Origin of the sequence: Mycobacterium appelbergii (assembly GCF_032883035.1) — a bacterium.
GTDB lineage: Bacteria > Actinomycetota > Actinomycetes > Mycobacteriales > Mycobacteriaceae > Mycobacterium > Mycobacterium appelbergii.
In genome coordinates this window covers 41,487-60,148 of the sequence record NZ_JAMQTH010000007.1, presented here as the reverse complement: position 1 = coordinate 60,148, position 18,662 = coordinate 41,487, and the positions used below count along the sequence as shown (strand labels likewise).

Sequence of the window (18,662 nt, the reverse complement as noted above, 5' to 3'; positions counted from 1 at the left end):
CTTGTCATCGACTTGCAGCGGGCTTGTCCTGAGGTCCGGCGCCGTTTGAGCTGCGGTGGAAGAATCGCAAAGCATGGCTGCCAACCCCCGCGCCGGACAACCGGCACAACCCGAGGATCTCATCGACGTCGCGCAGGTGGTGACCGCCTACTACACCACCCAACCTGACCCCGAGGATGTGGCGCAGCAGGTGGTGTTCGGGACTTCCGGGCACCGAGGCTCCAGCCTGGACGCGGCGTTCAACGAAGCCCACATCCTGGCGACCACCCAGGCGATCGTCGAGTACCGGGACGCGCAGGGCACCACCGGACCGCTGTTCATCGGACGGGACACCCATGCGCTGTCGGAGCCGGCGTGGGTGTCGGCGTTGGAGGTGCTCGCCGCCAACGACGTTGTGGCCATGATCGATTCGGCTGACCGCTACACCCCGACACCGGCGGTCAGCCACGCCATCCTGACCTTCAACCGCGGGCGTTCGGGTGACTTGGCCGACGGGATCGTCGTCACCCCGTCACACAACCCACCCCGCGACGGCGGCTTCAAATACAACCCGCCCAACGGGGGTCCGGCCGACACCGACGCCACCACAGCCATCGCCAACCGTGCCAACGAGATCCTGCGGGACGGCCTCAAACCGGTGAAACGCGTGCCGCTGGCACGGGCTTTACGCACCGCCCAGCGTCACGACTATCTCGATGCCTACGTGTCCGACCTGCCGAATGTGGTTGATGTGCACGCGATCCGGGCCGAGGGTGTGCGCATCGGCGCCGACCCGCTCGGTGGGGCCAGCGTGGATTACTGGGGCGCGATCGCCGAACGGCACAACCTTGACCTGACGGTGGTGAATCCGCTTGTCGATGCGACGTGGCGATTCATGACGCTCGACACCGACGGCAAGATCCGGATGGACTGCAGCTCACCGAATGCGATGGCGTCACTGATCGCCAACCGCGACCACTACCAGATCGCCACCGGCAACGACGCCGATTCCGACCGGCACGGCATCGTCACCCCCGACGCCGGGCTGCTCAACCCCAACCACTACCTGGCAGTGGCCATCGACTATCTGTACACACACCGGCCGAACTGGCCGTCGAGCACCGCGGTGGGTAAGACCGCGGTGAGCTCCTCGATCATCGACCGGGTGGTCGGCGGGCTGGGCCGCACGCTGGTGGAGGTTCCCGTCGGGTTCAAATGGTTCGTCGACGGATTGATCAGTGGCGACATCGGCTTCGGTGGCGAGGAAAGTGCAGGCGCGTCATTCCTGCGCACCGACGGCTTGACTTGGACGACCGACAAGGACGGCATCATCCTGGCCCTGCTGGCCTCAGAGATCCTGGCAGTGACGGGCCAGACGCCATCGCAGCGATACACCGCCCTGGCCGAGCGTTACGGCGCACCGACGTATGCCCGCATCGATGCACCCGCCGACCGCGACCAGAAAGCGCGGCTGGCCAAGCTCTCCGCCGAGCAGGTGAGCGCCACCGAACTTGCAGGCGAGCCGATCACCGCGAAGCTGACCGCCGCGCCGGGCAACGGCGCGCCGCTGGGCGGGCTGAAGGTGACGACGGAAAACGCGTGGTTCGCCGCACGGCCGTCAGGAACTGAGGATGTCTACAAGATCTACGCCGAATCGTTCCGCGGTGCCGAGCACCTGGCGGAGGTGCAGCAAGCCGCGCGCGAGGTGGTCAATACAGTGATTGCGTGAGTTCTGTTACGGAGGGTGACTGTCGGGGCCAGACGAAACCCAAGCTGCCGGGTGAAGTCTGGGTTCTGATCATCGCCAATGCGGTGATTGCCCTCGGCTACGGCGTCGTGGCGCCGGTGCTACCGGCTTACGCCCGCCACTTCGGGGTCAGCATCAGCGCGGCGACATTTGTGATCACCGCGTTTGCATTGATGCGGCTGTGCTTCGCACCGGTCAGCGGCATGTTGATTCAGCGGTTGGGGGAGCGGCGGATCTACGTCAACGGCCTGCTCATCGTCGCGCTGTCCACCGGAGCCTGCGCGTTCGCCCAAACCTACTGGCAGTTGCTGTTGTTCCGGTCGCTGGGCGGAATCGGCTCGACGATGTTCTTCGTGTCGGCGTTGGGCCTGATGATCCGGATCAGTCCGGAGGATGCCCGCGGTCGCGTGGCCGGCATGTTCTCTTCGGCGTTTCTGGTCGGCTCGGTCGGTGGGCCGGTGCTCGGCAGCCTTACCGCCGGGTTCGGCTTGAGCGCCCCATTCCTCATCTACGGTGCGGCGCTGCTGGTCGCCGCGGCTGTGGTGTTCATCAGCCTGCGCCATTCGTCACTGGCCGCACCGGCGCCCGACGATGGGCCGACCGTGACAGTGCGCATCGCGCTGCGCAACCGGGCCTACCGGGCCGCGCTGCTGTCGAACTTCGCGACCGGCTGGTCGGCCTTCGGGCTCCGCGTCGCGCTGGTCCCGCTGTTCGTCGTCGAGGTGCTCCATCAAGGGGCCGGGATCGCCGGCCTTGCCCTGGCCACCTTCGCGATCGGCAACGTCGCGGCGGTGATCCCCAGCGGCTACCTGTCCGACCGGGTGGGCCGGCGCCTGCTGCTGATCGTCGGGCTGACCGCGGCCGGCGTCTCGACGCTGCTGGTCGGCTTCACCGACGGGCTGACGCTGTTTCTCGTCGCGGCCGTCATTGCCGGTTTCGCGACCGGCATCTTCACCGCGCCGCAGCAGGCCGCGGTCGCCGACATCATCGGCAGCAAGGCCCGCGGCGGCACCGCAGTGGCGACCTTCCAGATGATGGCCGACGTCGGGTCGATCGGTGGCTCGCTGCTGGTGGGCCTGATCGCCCAGTACCTGTCGTTCTCCTGGGCATTCGTGATCAGCGGCGCGATCCTGCTGCTCGCGGGGTTGGGCTGGACATTCGCCCCCGAGACCCGGCCGCGTCCGTCCACCGAGCACACCCCCACGCGGGCGCTGGGTCCCGAGGCCGGTGGCGAGGTGCCGTGACCAGCGATTTTGAACCGCGCGCGACCGTGGTGTAACTTCGATGAGCACGACTTGAGGGGCTATGGCGCAGTTGGTAGCGCACCACACTGGCAGTGTGGGGGTCAGGGGTTCGAATCCCCTTAGCTCCACTTAAAAATAGGGTTTCGACCAGCACTTTTAGGTCGAAACATACTTCGCCGTCATGTGATGCGGGCAGCGCTCAAGGCTAGGTCTATTTCTTGCGACAGCGATGCCGCGGCCAGCGTGACCGACTCGGTCGACGGGAGTGGCTGTCGGCTTGCGGTTGGGGATGGGCTCTCAGGAGAACCTTGGCTCGGCCAAGCCGGGACGGCGGGGTACGAGCATTACGGCGCGAGGCAGAACTGATCGATCAGGAGCTCGACTCGAGCAGAACGTTGCCCGGCACGTAACCGGGCCCCGCGGCTGAGGACAGCTAGCCCGTGCAGCGCCGCCCACAGCACCTCGGTGAGGGTGTCGACGTCTTGCCGACCGGCAATTTGTGCGACCGCTTGACGTAGCTCGGCGAAGCCCGCTGACAATTCGGGGGGTGTATCTGCGTCGGCGAACCGTAATGTGGTTGCGCGGGTGAACATCGCGTCGTAGAGCGCGGGGTTCTTGTCGGCGAAGTCGAGATAGGCAAGCGCCAGCCGTTTCAGCGTCGCCTTGGCGGTCCGTCGCCCACGACGAGCATCGGACAACGCCTCGGCCAGTTCACCGAAGCCGTCGAGCGCCACTGCCTCGGCGATGTTGTCCATCCCGGAGAAGTGCTTGTACAACACCGGCTGGCTGTATTCAATCTCCTCGGACAGCCGACGCGTGGTGACAGCTTCCCAGCCCTCGGCTTCAGCCAATTTCCGTGCCGTACCGATGATCAGTCGACGACGTGCGGCTTGCTCGCGAGTGCGACGCTCACTGATGGCCATACCAAACTATAGCAACGCTACAAATGCTAGCACTGCTATTGACGTCTCTTCGGCGAATCGCTAGCGTTGCTAGCACTTCGACTTGAAGGGAGGTGCGACGTGATCGAACTCGCCAAGACGCTGGCGCTGATCTCAGTTCTAGGTACCGCGGTTGTTTACGGCACCGACGTGTTCTGCGCAGTTGTTCAGCGCCCCGCACTGGCTGCCGTTGACGATCGCACCCTGGTGGCAGTGATGGGCAATATGCATCGCTACGCGGATCGGCGCATGCCGGCACCTGGCGTTCTCGGCGGCATTGCCGCCATCGCAAGTGCCGCACTGTTCGCGGTGACCGGTCAATGGATCCAGACCATCGCGGCGGTCTGCGCGGTGGTGCTGCTGCTGGTCTGGATCGTGCTTTACGTGCGAATCAGCGCGCCGATCAACCGCCAGCTCACCCAAGCCGCCGCCAGCCAGCAGGTCCCGCCGAATGCACGTGCGCTGCAGTCGAACTGGGACGGCGTCATCACCGCTCGGGCCGCCCTGCAGGGTCTCGCCGTCGCCGCGCTGTGCCTCACGCTGATCGTCTGACCACAAAAGGGCCGGCGATGGACAACCGCAACATCCAACACCTGAAGGGAAAGTGATCGTGACAGAACAACCAACAACACTCGGACGGCTTCTGATGCGCACCGCGCCTCTGTTCAATGCGCCGGTAGCCGCGGTGGCCACCTCGCCTCGCTTGAGCAGGCTGGTGAACCGCAACATCGCCATACTGAGCTACACCGGTCGTCGTTCCGGACGCAACTTCAGCATGCCGGTGGCATACCGCCGCACCGGTGACGAGGTCACGATCGCTGTCGCCATGCCCGACGCGAAGACGTGGTGGCGCAACTTTCTCGGAGACGGGAGCCCCCTCACGTTGCGGCTAGATGGGACCGATCGCACCGGGCACGCGGTCGCCAAGCGCGACGACAAAGGACGCCCAACGGTCACCGTACGACTGACCGACTGACCTCTCCGTCGTCGATGCCGACGAACCCGGCTTCCTTGAAGTGCCGCAGGGCAGTTCAATGAGACCAAGGAGTCCTGTCGCAGATCGTTACAGTGGGAACCCCCGACTAGGAGAAGCCCATGACATCTGCCGCCGTGCGCGTCGATGACCTTCCCGTGGTCGACACCGACGTCTTGATCGTGGGTGCGGGACCCACCGGCCTGATGGCAGGCGTGGTGCTCAGCCGTCGGGGAGTGCCGGCGGTGGTGGTGGATCGCAAGGCGGGTCCGACACGCGAATCCAGGGCGCTGGCGGTCCAGGCACGCACGATGGAGATCTATGACCAACTAGGGTTGTCCGGCGCGGTGTTGGAGGACGCGTTTCCCGCGATGCGAATCCAGATCGGCAATATCGCCGGCAGCGGCGCCCCGGACATCGCGCTCCTGCAGAAAGGCGGGACGCGGTTTCCGGGCATCCAGATCTTCGAGCAGAGCCGCAATGAGCAACTGCTCGCCGCCACGCTCGCTGCGGCTGGGGACGACATCCGATGGCGGCACCGGTTGGTTGACCTGACCGACAAGACGGCGCAACCGGGTGGTCGGGTGGAGGCGTTGCTCGAAGACTCCGACGGTGCTCTGCTGCGGGTCCGGTCACGGTGGTGCATCGGTGCCGACGGTGCCGCCTCAGCGGTCCGCCGGGAGTTGAACCTGCCCTTCGAGGGCACCACCGATGACGCGACATTCTGGGTCGCCGATGTGCGTGACGTGCGTGGGGTGCCCGAAGGGGCGTTGAACTTGAGATTCGGCAAGTCGACATTCGCGGCGGCGTTCCCGCTCGGGCCGAGTGGTCACACCCGACTGGTGGCGCTGGCCGCCAAAGACGCGATCACCCAGGATGAGGCGCTCGCGACTGCCGATGCCGAACTCGGGCTGACACATGGAGCGGTCGACTGGTTCTCGACCTACCGGGTGCATCACCGCGTGGCCACGAAGTTTCGCGTCGGATCGGTCTTTCTGGCCGGCGACGCTGCTCACGTGCATTCTCCGGTCGGGGGACAGGGTATGAACACCGGCCTGCAGGACGCCCACAATCTGACCATGCTGCTCGCCGATGTTGCTCAGGGCCGGGTGGACCCGACCGCGCTGGACCGCTATGAGCGCGAGCGTCGACCCGTCGCGCTCACCCTGGTCAACGTCACCGACCGGGCCTTCGGGGTCATCGGCCGTCGCAGCCCCCTCGCGACGCTGTTCCGTAACCGTGTCAGCCGGCTGTGGTCGAAAGTGCTTCCCCTGGTGGTCAAGTCGCGCCTGGGCCCGCGCATCGGCGGGTATCTCGGGCAGTACCGCATCCGCTACCACTACGTCGACACACCCGATCACTCGCTCGAGTGGGCGCAGGATCCGGCAGTGGGTCTTCGGCTTCCGCCGGTCGGCGACAACCAGCAAGCCCTCGACACGATGAACTGGCAACTGCACACCTACGGTGCCGGGGTGACCGCTCGGCCCGACGTACCGGAATGGATCGAGGGTCCCCACGCATTCGGTCCCGATGAACCGGGCAGGCTGCGTTCCGACCGCCTCTACCTCGTCCGCCCAGACCAGTTCGTCGCCGCCTCAATTCCGCTGCAGAGCAACCGCGTTGACGATGCACAGCTGCGTCAGGCCCTTGCCGCACACCGGCTGGTGGTCTGATCCGTCAGGGGGCGATTGTCACGTACAGCAGTTGGGATCGAGCACCACGCACAGTGCTTGCAGCGCTTCCGGCTTGACGCGGTGGAAGACGTTCATGCCGCGGCGATCTGAGGTCACCAGACCGGCGTTGCGCAGCTGGCCGAGGTGATGACTGACCGTCGACTCGCTCAGACTCAGCACCACGGCAAGGTCGCCGCTCGTCGTCTCGCCGGTCGGCGAACTGAACAGGTACGACATGATCTTGACCCGCACCGGATCGGCGATCGCCTTGAGCCGCATCGCGACCGCCAAGGCATCGTCGTCGCTGATCGGTCCGGCGGCCACCGGCGCGCAGCACACCGGGGCGGACATGTCGATCACGGGCAAGGTTTTGGGCACCCATCCATCTTGCCATCGATATTGACATATATCAAAAAGGTGGCATTCTGAGCTGGACGCGTCAATTCGATATATGTCTCATCCGTATCAGGAGGCCCATCATGTCCCGTGTCCAACTGGCGCTCAACGTCGACGATCTCGACGAGGCGGTCACGTTCTACTCCAAACTGTTCAATACCGCGCCGGCGAAGGTGAAGCCGGGCTACGCCAACTTCGCCGTCGCCGAGCCGCCGCTGAAGCTGGTCCTGCTGGAAAATCCCGGCAAGGGCGGCACCATCAACCACCTCGGCGTCGAAGTGCCGTCCAGTGAGCAGGTGCACGCGGAGATCGCCCGGCTGACCGGCGAGGGATTGTTCACCGACGAGGAGATCGGCACCACGTGTTGTTTCGCCACCCAGGACAAGGTTTGGGTGACCGGACCGGCGGGGGAGAAGTGGGAGGTCTACACGGTGCTGGCCGATTCGGAAACCTTCGGTACCAGCCCCGAACACCTCGAAGACCCGGCTCAGGGAGAGGGTGGGTCGTGCTGCGGTGGCACGGCCACCGCCAAGGGCGACGAGCAGGCCGGCGCCGCATCCTGCTGCTGAATTCGGGTTGCGTTGCCCGGGTGGTGGCGGGCAGGCTGGGGCGCGATGACCGACGCCGCGGCCACGCAGCCTATTTCGCCGACTGCGGCTGGGCTGCGCGGCATCCTGGCGACACTGTGCCTGACGCAGATCACCAGTTGGGGCGTGCTGTACTACGCCTTCACTGTGCTCTCGGTACAAATCACCGAGCAGAGCGGCTGGTCACAGCAGGCGGTCACCGCTGCGTTCTCGGCCGCTCTGGTCACCTCCGCCCTGGTCGGTATCGTGGTGGGCCGCTGGCTGGACCGCCACGGTCCGCACGCGGTGATGACCATCGGGTCAGTCCTCGGTCCGCTTGCGTTGGTTGGCGTGGCGTACTCCCCGAATCTGCTTTGGTTCGTTGTGGCCTGGATCGCTGCCGGGGTGGCGATGGGCGCGGTGTTGTATCAACCGGCTTTTGCAGCGTTGACCCGATGGTACGGACCCCGGCATGTCGGTGCGCTGACCATTCTCACTCTCGTTGCCGGGCTGGCAAGCACCGTGTTCGCGCCACTGACCGCGGCGTTGTCCGATCACCTGGACTGGCGCGCAACATATCTCGTGCTGGCCGGGCTACTCGCGGCTGTCACCATTCCGGCCCACTATTTCGGCCTGCGTCAACCGTGGCCGCCCGCACTACACCCTCATCTTGCCGAACCGCCGACCCGCACCACCCGAAGCCTGCCGTTCGTGGCACTGACGGTGGCGATCGCGCTGGCCGCGTGCGCCTCCTACGCGATCATCGTCAACCTGGTGCCGTTGATGACCGAACGCGGCTTCAGCACCCAGGACGCCGCGATCGCACTGGGTCTCGGTGGTGCCGGCCAGGTGCTGGGCCGATTGGGATACCGCGCCCTGGTCCGTCGCCTCAGCGTTTCGACACGCACCGTGGTCATCCTGGCGGCGATCGCGATAACCACCGCGCTGCTCGGTGTGTTCACCTCACTGACCGCGCTGATCATTGTCGCCGTCGTGGCCGGGTTCGCCCGCGGCATCCTGACCCTGGTGCAGGCCACCGCGGTCACCGATCGCTGGGGCCCAACGCATTACGGCCATCTGAGCGGAGTCCTCGCCGCACCTGTCACCCTGGCCACCGCGCTGGGGCCCTGGATCGGCGCCGCCCTGGCCGGCATGCTCGGCGGATACGCGCCGATGTTTCTCCTGCTCGGGGCCGTGGGCGCGGTGGCGACGATCATCAGCCTGGCGGGCACACCGCGCTCCTGACGGGTATCACTGCGTAGGGTCGCATCGACTTGACCGTTGATTCGATGACTGTCAATATCGACGTATGTCGAAATCGTCGCGCATGTCATCGACCGACGAGCAGTGCTGCCCGCCGGGAGCGCTGTTGCACGAACCGTTGTCGGCGGTGTCGGCCGCGGATATGGCGGTCAAACTCAAGGCGTTGGCCGATCCGGTGCGGCTCCAACTGTTCTCCGCGATCGCCAGCCACGTCGGAGGCGAGGCATGTGTCTGTGACATCTCGGCCGGGCTGGAAGTCTCCCAGCCCACGGTGTCCCATCACCTCAAGGTGCTGCGCGATGCCGGGCTGTTGACGTCACAGCGAAGGGCCTCGTGGGTGTACTACGCGGTCGTGCCCGATGCGCTGGCCAGCCTGGCTGTGCTGCTCGGCGCCTCCACCGACAGCACCACGGAGATACCGGTATGACCGAAACAGCCACCACGCCTGCGGTGGTGGGCAAGCTCTCCACCCTCGACCGGTTCCTGCCGGTCTGGATCGGCGCCGCCATGATGGCCGGCCTGCTGCTCGGGCGGTGGATCCCTGGTCTGAACACCGTGGTGGAAAGTGTTCAGCTCGACGGGATTTCGCTGCCCATTGCGCTGGGTTTGTTGATCATGATGTACCCGGTGCTGGCCAAGGTGCGCTACGACCGGCTCGATACCGTCACCGGCGACCGACGCCTGTTGCTGTCATCGCTCCTGTTGAACTGGGTTCTGGGCCCGGCCTTGATGTTCGCCCTGGCGTGGCTGCTGCTGCCGGACCTGCCGGAGTACCGCACCGGGCTGATCATCGTCGGGCTGGCCCGCTGCATCGCCATGGTGATCATCTGGAACGACCTGGCCTGCGGTGACCGGGAAGCCGCCGCCGTTCTCGTGGCGCTCAACTCGATCTTCCAAGTGATCATGTTCGCGGTGCTGGGCTGGTTCTACCTGTCCGTGCTGCCCGGCTGGCTCGGACTCGAACAGACCACGATCGACACCTCACCCTGGCAGATCGCCAAATCCGTGCTCATCTTCCTCGGCATCCCACTGCTCGCCGGCTACCTCTCGCGGCGCCTTGGGGAAAGGGCCAAAGGGCGAGACTGGTACGAGTCGACGTACCTGCCCCGGATCGGGCCGTGGGCACTCTACGGCCTGCTGTTCACGATCGTGATTCTCTTTGCACTGCAGGGCGAGCAGATCACCAGCCGGCCCTTGGATGTGGTTCGGATCGCCGTGCCGTTGTTGGCGTACTTCGCCGTCATGTGGGGCGGCGGCTATCTGCTGGGCACGGTGTTGGGTCTGGGCTACGAGCGCACCACCACGCTCGCGTTCACCGCTGCTGGCAACAACTTCGAACTCGCGATCGCAGTGGCCATCGCCACCTACGGTGCCACCTCGGGGCAAGCGCTCGCCGGCGTCGTCGGACCACTGATCGAAGTCCCGGTCCTGGTCGCGTTGGTCTATGTCTCGCTCGCCTTGCGACGCCGCTTTCCGCAGACAGCACCCGACGCCCGATGAGCGCAACGGAAGGCGGGATCGCCGGCGCCAAGCCCACGGTGCTGTTTCTGTGCACCCACAACGCAGGCCGGTCCCAAATGGCCCTCGGCTTCTTCACCCACCTGGCAGGCGACGCCGCGGTCGCCTTCTCCGGTGGCTCCGAGCCGGCCGACGAGATCAATCCCGCCGCCATCGCCGCCATGGCCGAAGTCGGTATCGACATCACCAAGGAATACCCCAAACCGTGGACCGAGGAAATGGTGCGTGCCGTTGACGTCGTGGTCACCATGGGCTGCGGAGACACGTGCCCGTACTTCCCCGGAAAGCGCTACGAGAACTGGGAATTGCCGGATCCCGCCGGTCAAGGGCTCGACGCCGTGCGTCCGATTCGCGACGACATCCGACACCGCGTCACCGCGCTGCTCGCCGAGCTCCGGGTCGCCATCGCGCGCTAGAAATGCTCAAATATCGCCGAACGGCGCGGCATAGCGAATGACGCCGGTGGGGATCGGGCTCCCGTCGAGAGCGAGCACCATGAGTGCATCGTCGGGTACCTCGTCGCGCATGGTGACCCCGTGGACCGAGGCGCGGCTGAATCCGAACCTCGGATAGTAGGTCGGGTGCCCCAGGACGGTCACGAAGCGTTCATCCTGCTGCCTGGCCGCATCGAGCGCAGCGCGAATGGCCGCCGACCCGGCGCCGGTTCGCTGGTATTCGGGCAGTACTGCGCACGGCCCGAGGCACAGCGCGGCGGTGTCGCCGATGTGGCACCGGGAAAGCAGCGCGTAGCCAACCGCATCGCCGCCCGCGGTTGTGGAAAGCGTCGACAGTCCGTTGATCCAGCCGGGATCGGTGCGGAGCGCGTCGACGAGATCGGCCTCCTCTGAGGTCTCGAAGGCAGCGAGATTGATCCGGCGGACGGACGGAATGTCGGAGTCTGTTTCGGGGTGTGTGAGCCAGTGCAGGGGTGTCGTCATATCGCCATTCATTCTGCGACATTGCCGGCAGATCGCCGGCACCACATCACCCGATCAGCCACCGGCAGACCACGGGGTTCTGCATGCACGCGGCGTTGATGTCGGGCAGGGCGCCCGAGCATGGCAGACCGTTCTCCTGAACGCAGCCCGGTGGCATGGGTGGGCATGGCGATCCGTCCGGCCGCACACACGCCTGTTCGGGCCCGGCGTACGCAGGTATTGCACACGTGAATGCGGCGCCCAAAGCAATGGCGGCCGCGCCGCACAGTAACTGTATGTACCTCATGGATTGCGACCTTTCTCGGCGGAACCGTCCATGGGCTGCTTGTTCAGCAAATTGTCGGTTCCGTCGAGGCTATCTCGCAGCCCGTCTTTCCATGCTTGAATTCGCGACATGATGTTTGGCCGCATTGCCCATCCCGGGCCGGCGGTCAACCGGCCTCAACACTTGATGTCGACATATACCGTCATGCCGGTCACCGTGGTGATGAGCGACGAACCGGCTCCCGGCACGCCGGAATCAGTCCGGGCGTATGTCTGCCCGGGTCGCACGGCGCTGACCTGACATTGCTCCAGTGGCGCCGCGCCGAGCTTGTTGACGATGACTTGGTATCCCTGCGAATGCAGTTGGCTGATCACCTGATCGGGGGTCTGTGGACCGGTTGGTGCTGCGTTGGCGTGCTCGGCGAGACTCAGTGACGCGACCGCCAGTGTGCTCAGTGCGATGGCCGAGGTGACTAAGTTGTTCATCGGTGCCCCTTTGTCGTGTTCCTACCTGAGATACACGCTGGCAGCGATGAATTGGTTCACTTGGCCCGTCAGCGTTGCAGGGTGGCCAGCACAGTGTCGTTCGTATCGACCACGCTTAGCGTGCGCAGTTCGGGCATCGGAATCGACGTGGCGCCCTCCACCACCCCCCGGCCGGTCGGCATTCCGGCCCAGTTCGCCGCCGGCTGCATGCGGCCATGACCATCCATGGTGCGCAGCGTGAAAACGCCTTGGTGTGGCAGCTTTTCGAGATCAAGTGAGATTGCGGTGCCCCAGGGTTTGGGCGTCAGTGTCACCACTCCTGCGACATCTCCGGTGACTTCCTGCACGGCATAAGTGTGAGTGGACGGGCCTGCTGACTGCCCGAAGATCGTCACCGAGGCGATACCGACAGTGAGGGCAATGGCCGCGGCGCCGGCCAGGACCGCCCCGGATCGCCACCAGTGCCGTGTATTACGCTGTGGCTCAGAGTATCTGCCGTCGACAACGCCAGGTGTGTCGTCGTAATCCAGGTCGGCGGGATCTACTTTCGCCAGCAATGCCGGCACCTCGGCGCAGTCGGCAACGTCGCGACGGCATTGCGGACACTCGCGGAGGTGGGCTTCGAATTGTCGCCGCTCGCCGGCGTCGAGACCGCCCAGGATGTAGGCACCGAACAAAACGTGCGGGTCGTCGTTCATAGCAAACCCATCTCGTCGAACACCGCCCGCAACGCCCGAACGGCGTGATAACTACGCGACTTGACCGTGCCTACTGCGACATTCAGCCGGTCGGCTGCCTGCGCGAGCGTCAGATCATCGAAATACAAGGCTTTGATCACCTCGCGGTGATCGACGCTGAGCCGACGCATCGACTCGGAGAGCAGGATTCGTTCCAGCGACTTGTCGACACCGTCGTCGGTCACCACCACGGCGTCGTTGTCGGTCAGTACCTCCGGGCGCCGCGACCTTGCCCGCCACTGATCGACCACGGCATTGTGGGCGATCGCGAACAGAAATGAACGCGGATTGCCGCTGGCCGTGTCGATCCGGTCGACGTTGCGCCACGCTCGGACGAAAGTCTCCTGCACGATGTCCTCACGGTGTTGTGGATCAACGACGTAGCCGGCCACGAACCGTCGCACTGCATCGGCATGGGCAAGATACAGCGTGGTCAGCACGCGGCCATCAGCCTCGCGGCCAGAGGCTACGACGGGCCGGCGACGTGGACGACGGATCGACACGGTTCAGGGCCGCGCAACGTCGGGTACTGCTCCTGTCACGGTCACAACCTATGTCTACGCCGCGGAACCCGGATCGGTTCACTGCCGGGACACCACCGTGTCGGACATCCGCCGCCGCGGCAACATCCGCTTGAGCATCCCGTCTCGTAGTGACACGGCATGCAGCAGGACCGCTGAAACATGCGCGGCGACCAGCGCCACCAGGAGATAAGCCCCGATGGAATGACCGTTGCGCAGCACCGCGTACAGGCCGGCGTCGACGGGAGCGATGGGCGGCAGCGGGATCGGACCGATGACGACGGGTACACCGGAGGCCGACAGCATCGCCCATCCCAGGAACGGCTGTGCCAGCAGCAACGCGTAGAACAGCACCTCGGAACCGAGGATGGCGCCGCGTTCCCAACGGCCCACGGTCGAGGGCATGGCCGGCGCGCGGTGACGTAACCGATTGGCGATGCGGACCACGGTGATCACCAGGATCAGTGCCCCGATGACCTTGTGCACCGCCAGTAGCACGGTGCGGTCCGCCAGTGCGTTGGCCAACGCGAAGCCGACAATCAGCGCGGTGAAGACGAGCACGGCAGTCAGCCAGTGCAGGGCACGCACGGACAGGCTGTACCGACCCACGGTGGCTGCGTCGGTCATTGCGACACCTCGCTGGTCTCGACCGCAGGCATGCTTCCCGATTCGCCGGCACGGCGCCGGAATGAGGCCGCATACACCGCCGACCGGGTCGTCAGCAGCGGGTCATCAGACGGTTGAATTCCGTCGGGAAGTACCAACGGATCGAAGTTGATGTCCCGGGCATTGCCGCGCCGCTCGCTGTCGACCGCGTCGAGCACGACGGTGCCTGCGTCGATCACCCGCCGCTCGGGCGGCCATGCCTGCGTCGCATCCGTGAGGTTGTCCTGCGGTTCGCCCACCGTCAGCATCAACCGCCAGCGCAGCGGGTTCTTGCGGATGGCGGTGATCAGGTTGTCGAACATCCAGTTCGGGCCACGCCCGGGTGCGCCCGGCGCGCTGACCGGCTGCATCGGAACCAGCGCCCACCGGACCGGGGTCACTTTGCCTGTGGCACTGACGAAAAGGAAGGCACTGAGCCCGCGATAGGTGCTGTCGGCGAATCCGGATGTGGGCGGCGCTGCCTTGATCACCTTGGTCGCCCTGGCAGTTTCGGGGTGAGCGGCCATAAACTGCGCCATCGCCTCGGGATCCGGTTTGCCGGTGTCACCAACAGGTTTCGACGCCAGGAGCTGATCGTAGAAGCCCTGCGGCGAGTTGACCGTGAAGACAGGGATATTCAACATCGCCGTGCGCCACTGCCCGGACTCCGGATAACCGAATGCCAATGCAAGTCCGCGATTCGCCTTCGCAGTGTCGGCCACGGTGGGGTTGCCGCCGGGCAGGGAGAAACGGCCCACCACGGTCGTGCGGCCGCGGCGGAATACCGCCGCCTTGCTCAACTCCGCGCCGTTGCCGTTTGATTCGAAGTATCCGGTCACCGATACGCCCTTGGCGTGGTTGCGGCGAAAACCGCGATGAATGCCGTTGACGCGTTGGAAGGCGTCGATGAACGCCTGCGGAGTCAACCGGCCGCCGGAACCGACCGGCCCGCGGGCGTAGGCAACCGCACCCAGATGGAGGGTGAGAAAACCGCCGACGGCCGCCGCGCCGAGCAGGACGCTCCGGCGATCGACCGGGGATTCCGACCAGGCCGACGGAATCAGTTTTGGACGTGCCTTCACAAGCGGTGCTCCCTCAACCCTCGACGTGTGGACAACACGATGTACGTCGGCGAGGTGTCAGGGGTTCACTTGAGTTTCGTCGGCGCCCCCTGAAACGGCGCCAGCACGTCGGCGACCGCCTCCAGCCGTCGCCACAGGCGCGGTGAATGCAGCGGATAATGCTTCCCGGCGATCAGGAACAGTTCATTGCCGACGATCTCGATGGCCATCGGCGTCGGGCTGCCCGCCAGTTCGACCACACCGCTGGTCAGCAGCGTACGCAGCATCGGATGGCCGGGCTTGCGGCACAGCATCTGGAGTCCGCCGGGCCCCGGCACGGGGTCGGTGCCCTGGAACCCGCGCGGCGTTCCGAGTGGCCAGCGCTGTGTGCTCAGCAGCGTGTGCGGATACGAGTCGCGCAACGTGAACACGGCATATCCCCAGTGGTCCCGGCCGGTCTCCGGATCGTCGGACGCTGGGTCGCACCCGTAGTTGGCGATCACGAACCCGTGGGGGCCGGGCACCCGGAAATGGTCCTGATGGTGGCGATTTCTGCCGTAACCGAAGATGTCGGCGGCGAGCCGGCCGATCCCCGGGGTGGGCTGATACTCCAGCTGGTTCGCCGCGGCGAACGCCTGCAGTCGATACCGGCGGCGAGCGCGCACCGGCCAGTATTCGTCTCTGTCGACGGCGACCATCAGGATCGCGGCCACCACACAACCCGTGGCCAGTGCCGTCGATCCGAGGATCGCGGTCAGCCCGAGGCCCGCAGTCGACAGGATGATGGTCGGGAACCCGATCGCCGCCACACCGAACACCAGCATGAGCACCGGCAGCTCGGACCGGGTCCACCACGACGCACCCGCGAGATCCTCGCCGTGGACGCCCGCGATCGCCTCGGCATGGAATCGGCGCCTTTCCGGTCGCCCTGTCCGCCGGGTCAGGGCTGCGGTATCGAGCCGATTGGACGTCATGGTCAGGTCGAACTTACCTGGTGGGTAACGATCTAAGCTCAAGTGATGCATTCCGAGAGCACTGAGAACGGTGCGGAGAAGCGGCTCGTCATCAGGGTCAATTCCAATACCAAGATGTCCCGGGGTAAGGCCGCCGCCCACGCCGTTCACGCAGCGCTCAAACTCTACGGAATCGACTATCACCACCCGGTCATCGTCATCGGCGGCAAGCCCGAGGAGATCCTGCAGCAGACGGTGCACGTCCGCGACGCCGGTCGGACCGAACTCGAGCCCGGCACGCTCACCGCGGGCGCAAGCTGGGAGTGGAAGGACCGCGAGGTTTCCGACCCGCCGGCGTAACGCCAGCCGTCAGGTTTGGGCCCACGGCGTCACCCGCGGAATCCAGCGCGGCACGTGTCGCCGGTAGGCCTCGTATTCAGCGCCGAACCGTTTGTGTAGATGAGGTTCCTCGACGGCGGGGATGGCGATCGTCACGAGCGTGACGAACAGCGCGAACCAACCGAACAACCAGGGCGACGCCGTTGCGATGGCGGTACCGAGTTGTATGCAGAACACCGCCGTCATCATCGGATTGCGCACGTGTCGGTAGGGGCCACGCAACACCAGATGCACTGGTGAACCGATGGCCAACGTGCCTTCGCCGACCCGGTCGAAAAGCAACACCGTCCAGGTCAGAAACCAGAGCCCGACGGCGACGAACGCGGCGCCGACCACGGCGAGCAGAAGTCCGCTCGTGGTGCTCAGATCGGGCGCCCGCAGTCCGGTCAGCCAGGCGATCAGAGCGGGAATGAAGACCGTCATCGTGGCGGGGGCGATCAGAACCGAGACCAGATGCCGCCACCACAACCGTCGCTTCGTCATGATGAACTCCTTTCTCCAACGAGTGTTGAACTTTTAAGGTACGCCGTGGCGGGGCGATAGGTCAACGCTTGTTGAAGTATGCTTTGGATCATGTCGGAGACGCGGCGCAGCGGCAGGTGGCGGACTGGCCAACAGAACAAGCAGCGCGTCGTCGAGGCGGCGCGCGAGCACTTCATGCGCGACGGATACGACCAGGCCACGGTCCGCGGGATCGCGGCCGACGCCGGCGTCGACGTCGCGATGGTCTATTACTTCTTCGGCAACAAGGAGGGCCTGTTCAACGCGTCTGTGATCGATGTCCCGGAGCATCCGTTGCACCGGTTGTCGATCCTGCTCGACGGGGGGAGTGACCAGATCGGTGCGAGGTTGGTCCGGGATTTCATCGAACGGTGGGACGAGGGCGTGACTTTCGACCCCCTGCTCACGGTGTGGCGGTCAGCCGCGATGCAGCCGTTGGCGCGAAAGCTGCTGCATGACACGCTCGCCGGTCCGGTGGCAGAGCGCGTCGCGGCCGAGTTCGGTGTCGACAATGCCGTGCTGCGCGTCGAATTGGTGACGGTGCACCTGGTGGGTCTGGCATTCGCGCGTTACCAGCTCCGCATCGAGCCCATGGCATCGGCCGGCGTCGACGAGTTGGTCGAATGGGTCGGACCGACCGTGCAGCGTTATCTCACCGACCCGCGGCCGTAGACCCTGTCAACCGGTGAGCTGAGTCAGCCATCGCCTTACTCCCGGGGCCGGGTGAGCGCCGCGTATCGACTGATGTGCTGGTCGGTGGAGCCGAATTCGTACTGAATGGCGGTGAGCCGCTTGAAGTAGTGCCCGATGGCCAACTCCTCGGTCATGCCCATGCCACCGTGCAGTTGCACGGCGTTCTGCCCGACGAAGCGCGCTGCGCGACCGATGGTGGCCTTGGCGGCCGACACGGCTTTGGCGCGGGTAGCAGGTTCGGCTTCCAGGTTCAGCACCGCCAGGTAGACCGCCGCGGCGGCCTGCTCCACTTCCATGTGCATGTCGACCATGCGGTGTTGCAGGGCCTGGAAGCTGCCGATCGGCTGGCCGAATTGTTGGCGTTGCTTGCAGTATTCGACGGTGTCGGCGAGCACTTTGCGCATTCCGCCGACGGCCTCCGCGCAGACCGCGGCAGCACCTTCGTCGCGGGCCAGCTCCAGTGAGGCCCACGCCTGACCTTCGTCGCCGACCAGCGCGGCGGCAGGTAGGCGGACAGCGTCGAAACTCAGGTCGGCTGCCCGCCGGTCATCGATGGTGCGGTAGGGGTGTGCGGTGAAACCGCCTCCCGCCGAGTCTGTTTCGACCAGGAACAGGGAGATGCCGTCGGTGTCGGTGCGGGCCCCGGAGCTGCGGGCGGTGACCAGCAGGTGCGTCGCCAGTGGCGCGCTGACCGCCATCACCTTCGACCCCTGCAGTACCCAGTCGTCACCGTCGCGGCGCGCGGTGGTGTCCACATCCCGCCAGTTCTCGCCCGAGGCCGCCTCGGTGGCGGCCACCGCGACCACTGCCGACCCGGCCACGATCTCGGCCAACAGGGCATGCGCCCGCTCCCCACCGGCCCGGTGCAGCAGTCCGCCGGCCACCACCACGGTGTCCACGAACGGCTCCACCACGAGTGCGTGCCCGAGTGCCTCGGCGATGACCATGGTCTCGACGGCCCCGCCGCCGATGCCGCCGGCCTCCTCCGGCAGGGGCGCGCCGAGGATGCCGAGTTCCTCGGCGAAGCCGCGCCAGATCTCGGGCTGCCAACCGGCGCCCGTCTTCGCGGCGGCCCGGCTCTGTTCCAGACCGTAGCGGCCCGCCAGGAACTTGGTCAGCCCGTCGCGCAGCAGTTCTTGTTCGCTGCTCAGATTGAAGTCCATG

General features: G+C 65.7%; 22 protein-coding genes, 1 tRNA gene and 1 pseudogene. 13 read left to right on the top strand and 11 right to left on the bottom strand.

Annotated elements, in window-relative coordinates; genetic code table 11:
• The first annotated feature begins 73 nt into the window (after window positions 1-73).
• The 3 genes from pgm (at window position 74) to M1247_RS16980 (ending at window position 3,098) form a co-directional block, all read left to right on the top strand.
• A complete protein-coding gene (gene pgm, locus M1247_RS16990) occupies window positions 74-1,708 on the top strand; it encodes a phosphoglucomutase (alpha-D-glucose-1,6-bisphosphate-dependent) (protein WP_317157538.1) in 1,635 nt (544 codons plus the stop codon).
• A complete protein-coding gene (locus M1247_RS16985; RefSeq protein WP_317157537.1) occupies window positions 1,705-2,970 on the top strand; it encodes an MFS transporter in 1,266 nt (421 codons plus the stop codon). The genes pgm and M1247_RS16985 overlap by 4 nt, the downstream gene beginning before the upstream one ends.
• Before the next feature lie 55 nt (window positions 2,971-3,025).
• Window positions 3,026-3,098 (top strand) — tRNA-Ala (locus M1247_RS16980).
• A gap of 216 nt (window positions 3,099-3,314) precedes the next feature.
• Here the strand turns inward: M1247_RS16980 and M1247_RS16975 are convergent.
• Window positions 3,315-3,893 (bottom strand): TetR/AcrR family transcriptional regulator, encoded by a 579-nt coding sequence (locus M1247_RS16975; RefSeq protein ID WP_317157536.1) that lies wholly within the window; start codon window positions 3,891-3,893, stop codon window positions 3,315-3,317.
• Between the two features lie 99 nt (window positions 3,894-3,992).
• On the opposite strand from M1247_RS16975, the gene M1247_RS16970 reads away from it, so the two are divergent.
• The 3 genes from M1247_RS16970 to M1247_RS16960 all read left to right on the top strand — a co-directional run bounded on the left by M1247_RS16970 (window position 3,993) and on the right by M1247_RS16960 (window position 6,557).
• Window positions 3,993-4,463 carry a DUF1772 domain-containing protein gene (locus tag M1247_RS16970; protein WP_317157535.1) on the top strand — a complete coding sequence of 157 codons (471 nt, stop codon included), beginning with the start codon at window positions 3,993-3,995 and terminating at the stop codon, window positions 4,461-4,463.
• A 94-nt stretch (window positions 4,464-4,557) separates the two neighbouring features.
• Window positions 4,558-4,887: a hypothetical protein gene (locus M1247_RS16965; protein WP_317157882.1), complete on the top strand. Its 330-nt coding sequence runs from the start codon at window positions 4,558-4,560 to the stop codon at window positions 4,885-4,887.
• 119 nt (window positions 4,888-5,006) lie between these two features.
• Window positions 5,007-6,557 (top strand): FAD-dependent monooxygenase, encoded by a 1,551-nt coding sequence (locus M1247_RS16960; RefSeq protein WP_317157534.1) that lies wholly within the window; start codon window positions 5,007-5,009, stop codon window positions 6,555-6,557.
• Between the two features lie 18 nt (window positions 6,558-6,575).
• Here M1247_RS16960 and M1247_RS16955 read toward each other — a convergent pair whose 3' ends face one another.
• A complete protein-coding gene (locus M1247_RS16955; protein WP_317157533.1) occupies window positions 6,576-6,935 on the bottom strand; it encodes an Rv2640c family ArsR-like transcriptional regulator in 360 nt (119 codons plus the stop codon).
• 101 nt (window positions 6,936-7,036) lie between these two features.
• Here M1247_RS16955 and M1247_RS16950 point away from each other — a divergent pair, with 101 nt between their 5' ends.
• From M1247_RS16950 to M1247_RS36530, 5 genes and pseudogenes are all read left to right on the top strand, one after another.
• Complete coding sequence (locus tag M1247_RS16950) at window positions 7,037-7,522, top strand: ArsI/CadI family heavy metal resistance metalloenzyme (protein WP_317157532.1); 486 nt, start codon at window positions 7,037-7,039, stop codon at window positions 7,520-7,522.
• 45 nt (window positions 7,523-7,567) lie between these two features.
• Window positions 7,568-8,764, top strand: coding sequence for an MFS transporter (locus M1247_RS16945; protein WP_317157531.1), 1,197 nt, complete (start codon window positions 7,568-7,570; stop codon window positions 8,762-8,764).
• 64 nt (window positions 8,765-8,828) lie between these two features.
• The gene (locus M1247_RS16940; protein ID WP_317157530.1) at window positions 8,829-9,209 is read left to right on the top strand and encodes an ArsR/SmtB family transcription factor; all 381 of its coding nucleotides are present in this window, start codon (window positions 8,829-8,831) and stop codon (window positions 9,207-9,209) included.
• A complete protein-coding gene (gene arsB / locus M1247_RS16935; RefSeq protein ID WP_458695229.1) occupies window positions 9,206-10,282 on the top strand; it encodes an ACR3 family arsenite efflux transporter in 1,077 nt (358 codons plus the stop codon). The genes M1247_RS16940 and arsB overlap by 4 nt, the downstream gene beginning before the upstream one ends.
• Before the next feature lie 17 nt (window positions 10,283-10,299).
• A pseudogene (locus tag M1247_RS36530) lies at window positions 10,300-10,716 on the top strand (arsenate reductase ArsC); the annotation flags it as partial.
• Window positions 10,717-10,722: 6 nt separating this feature from the next.
• Here the strand turns inward: M1247_RS36530 and M1247_RS16925 are convergent.
• The 7 genes from M1247_RS16925 to M1247_RS16895 all read right to left on the bottom strand — a co-directional run bounded on the left by M1247_RS16925 (window position 10,723) and on the right by M1247_RS16895 (window position 15,926).
• Window positions 10,723-11,238, bottom strand: a complete 516-nt coding sequence (locus M1247_RS16925) for a GNAT family N-acetyltransferase (protein ID WP_317157529.1) — start codon at window positions 11,236-11,238, stop codon at window positions 10,723-10,725.
• Between the two features lie 441 nt (window positions 11,239-11,679).
• Complete coding sequence (locus M1247_RS16920; protein WP_317157528.1) at window positions 11,680-11,988, bottom strand: hypothetical protein; 309 nt, start codon at window positions 11,986-11,988, stop codon at window positions 11,680-11,682.
• A gap of 68 nt (window positions 11,989-12,056) precedes the next feature.
• Window positions 12,057-12,686 (bottom strand): zf-HC2 domain-containing protein, encoded by a 630-nt coding sequence (locus M1247_RS16915; RefSeq protein WP_317157527.1) that lies wholly within the window; start codon window positions 12,684-12,686, stop codon window positions 12,057-12,059.
• Window positions 12,683-13,165 (bottom strand): sigma-70 family RNA polymerase sigma factor, encoded by a 483-nt coding sequence (locus M1247_RS16910; protein WP_317157526.1) that lies wholly within the window; start codon window positions 13,163-13,165, stop codon window positions 12,683-12,685. The genes M1247_RS16915 and M1247_RS16910 overlap by 4 nt, the downstream gene beginning before the upstream one ends.
• Window positions 13,166-13,306: 141 nt before the next feature.
• Window positions 13,307-13,873: a cytochrome b gene (locus tag M1247_RS16905; RefSeq protein WP_317157525.1), complete on the bottom strand. Its 567-nt coding sequence runs from the start codon at window positions 13,871-13,873 to the stop codon at window positions 13,307-13,309.
• Window positions 13,870-14,973: a catalase family peroxidase gene (locus M1247_RS16900; protein WP_317157524.1), complete on the bottom strand. Its 1,104-nt coding sequence runs from the start codon at window positions 14,971-14,973 to the stop codon at window positions 13,870-13,872. Before M1247_RS16900 ends, M1247_RS16905 begins: the two co-directional genes overlap by 4 nt.
• Before the next feature lie 65 nt (window positions 14,974-15,038).
• Window positions 15,039-15,926, bottom strand: a complete 888-nt coding sequence (locus M1247_RS16895) for a hypothetical protein (RefSeq protein WP_317157523.1) — start codon at window positions 15,924-15,926, stop codon at window positions 15,039-15,041.
• A 45-nt stretch (window positions 15,927-15,971) separates the two neighbouring features.
• Here M1247_RS16895 and M1247_RS16890 point away from each other — a divergent pair, with 45 nt between their 5' ends.
• The gene (locus tag M1247_RS16890; protein WP_317157522.1) at window positions 15,972-16,265 is read left to right on the top strand and encodes a hypothetical protein; all 294 of its coding nucleotides are present in this window, start codon (window positions 15,972-15,974) and stop codon (window positions 16,263-16,265) included.
• A 9-nt stretch (window positions 16,266-16,274) separates the two neighbouring features.
• On the opposite strand, the gene M1247_RS16885 is transcribed toward M1247_RS16890, so the two are convergent.
• Window positions 16,275-16,787 carry a methyltransferase family protein gene (locus M1247_RS16885; RefSeq protein WP_317157521.1) on the bottom strand — a complete coding sequence of 171 codons (513 nt, stop codon included), beginning with the start codon at window positions 16,785-16,787 and terminating at the stop codon, window positions 16,275-16,277.
• A 90-nt stretch (window positions 16,788-16,877) separates the two neighbouring features.
• Here M1247_RS16885 and M1247_RS16880 point away from each other — a divergent pair, with 90 nt between their 5' ends.
• Window positions 16,878-17,477, top strand: coding sequence for a TetR/AcrR family transcriptional regulator (locus M1247_RS16880; protein ID WP_317157520.1), 600 nt, complete (start codon window positions 16,878-16,880; stop codon window positions 17,475-17,477).
• 35 nt (window positions 17,478-17,512) lie between these two features.
• On the opposite strand, the gene M1247_RS16875 is transcribed toward M1247_RS16880, so the two are convergent.
• Entirely contained in the window at window positions 17,513-18,661 is a 1,149-nt protein-coding gene (locus M1247_RS16875; protein ID WP_317157519.1) for an acyl-CoA dehydrogenase family protein, read from the bottom strand.
• Window position 18,662: the final 1 nt, after the last annotated feature.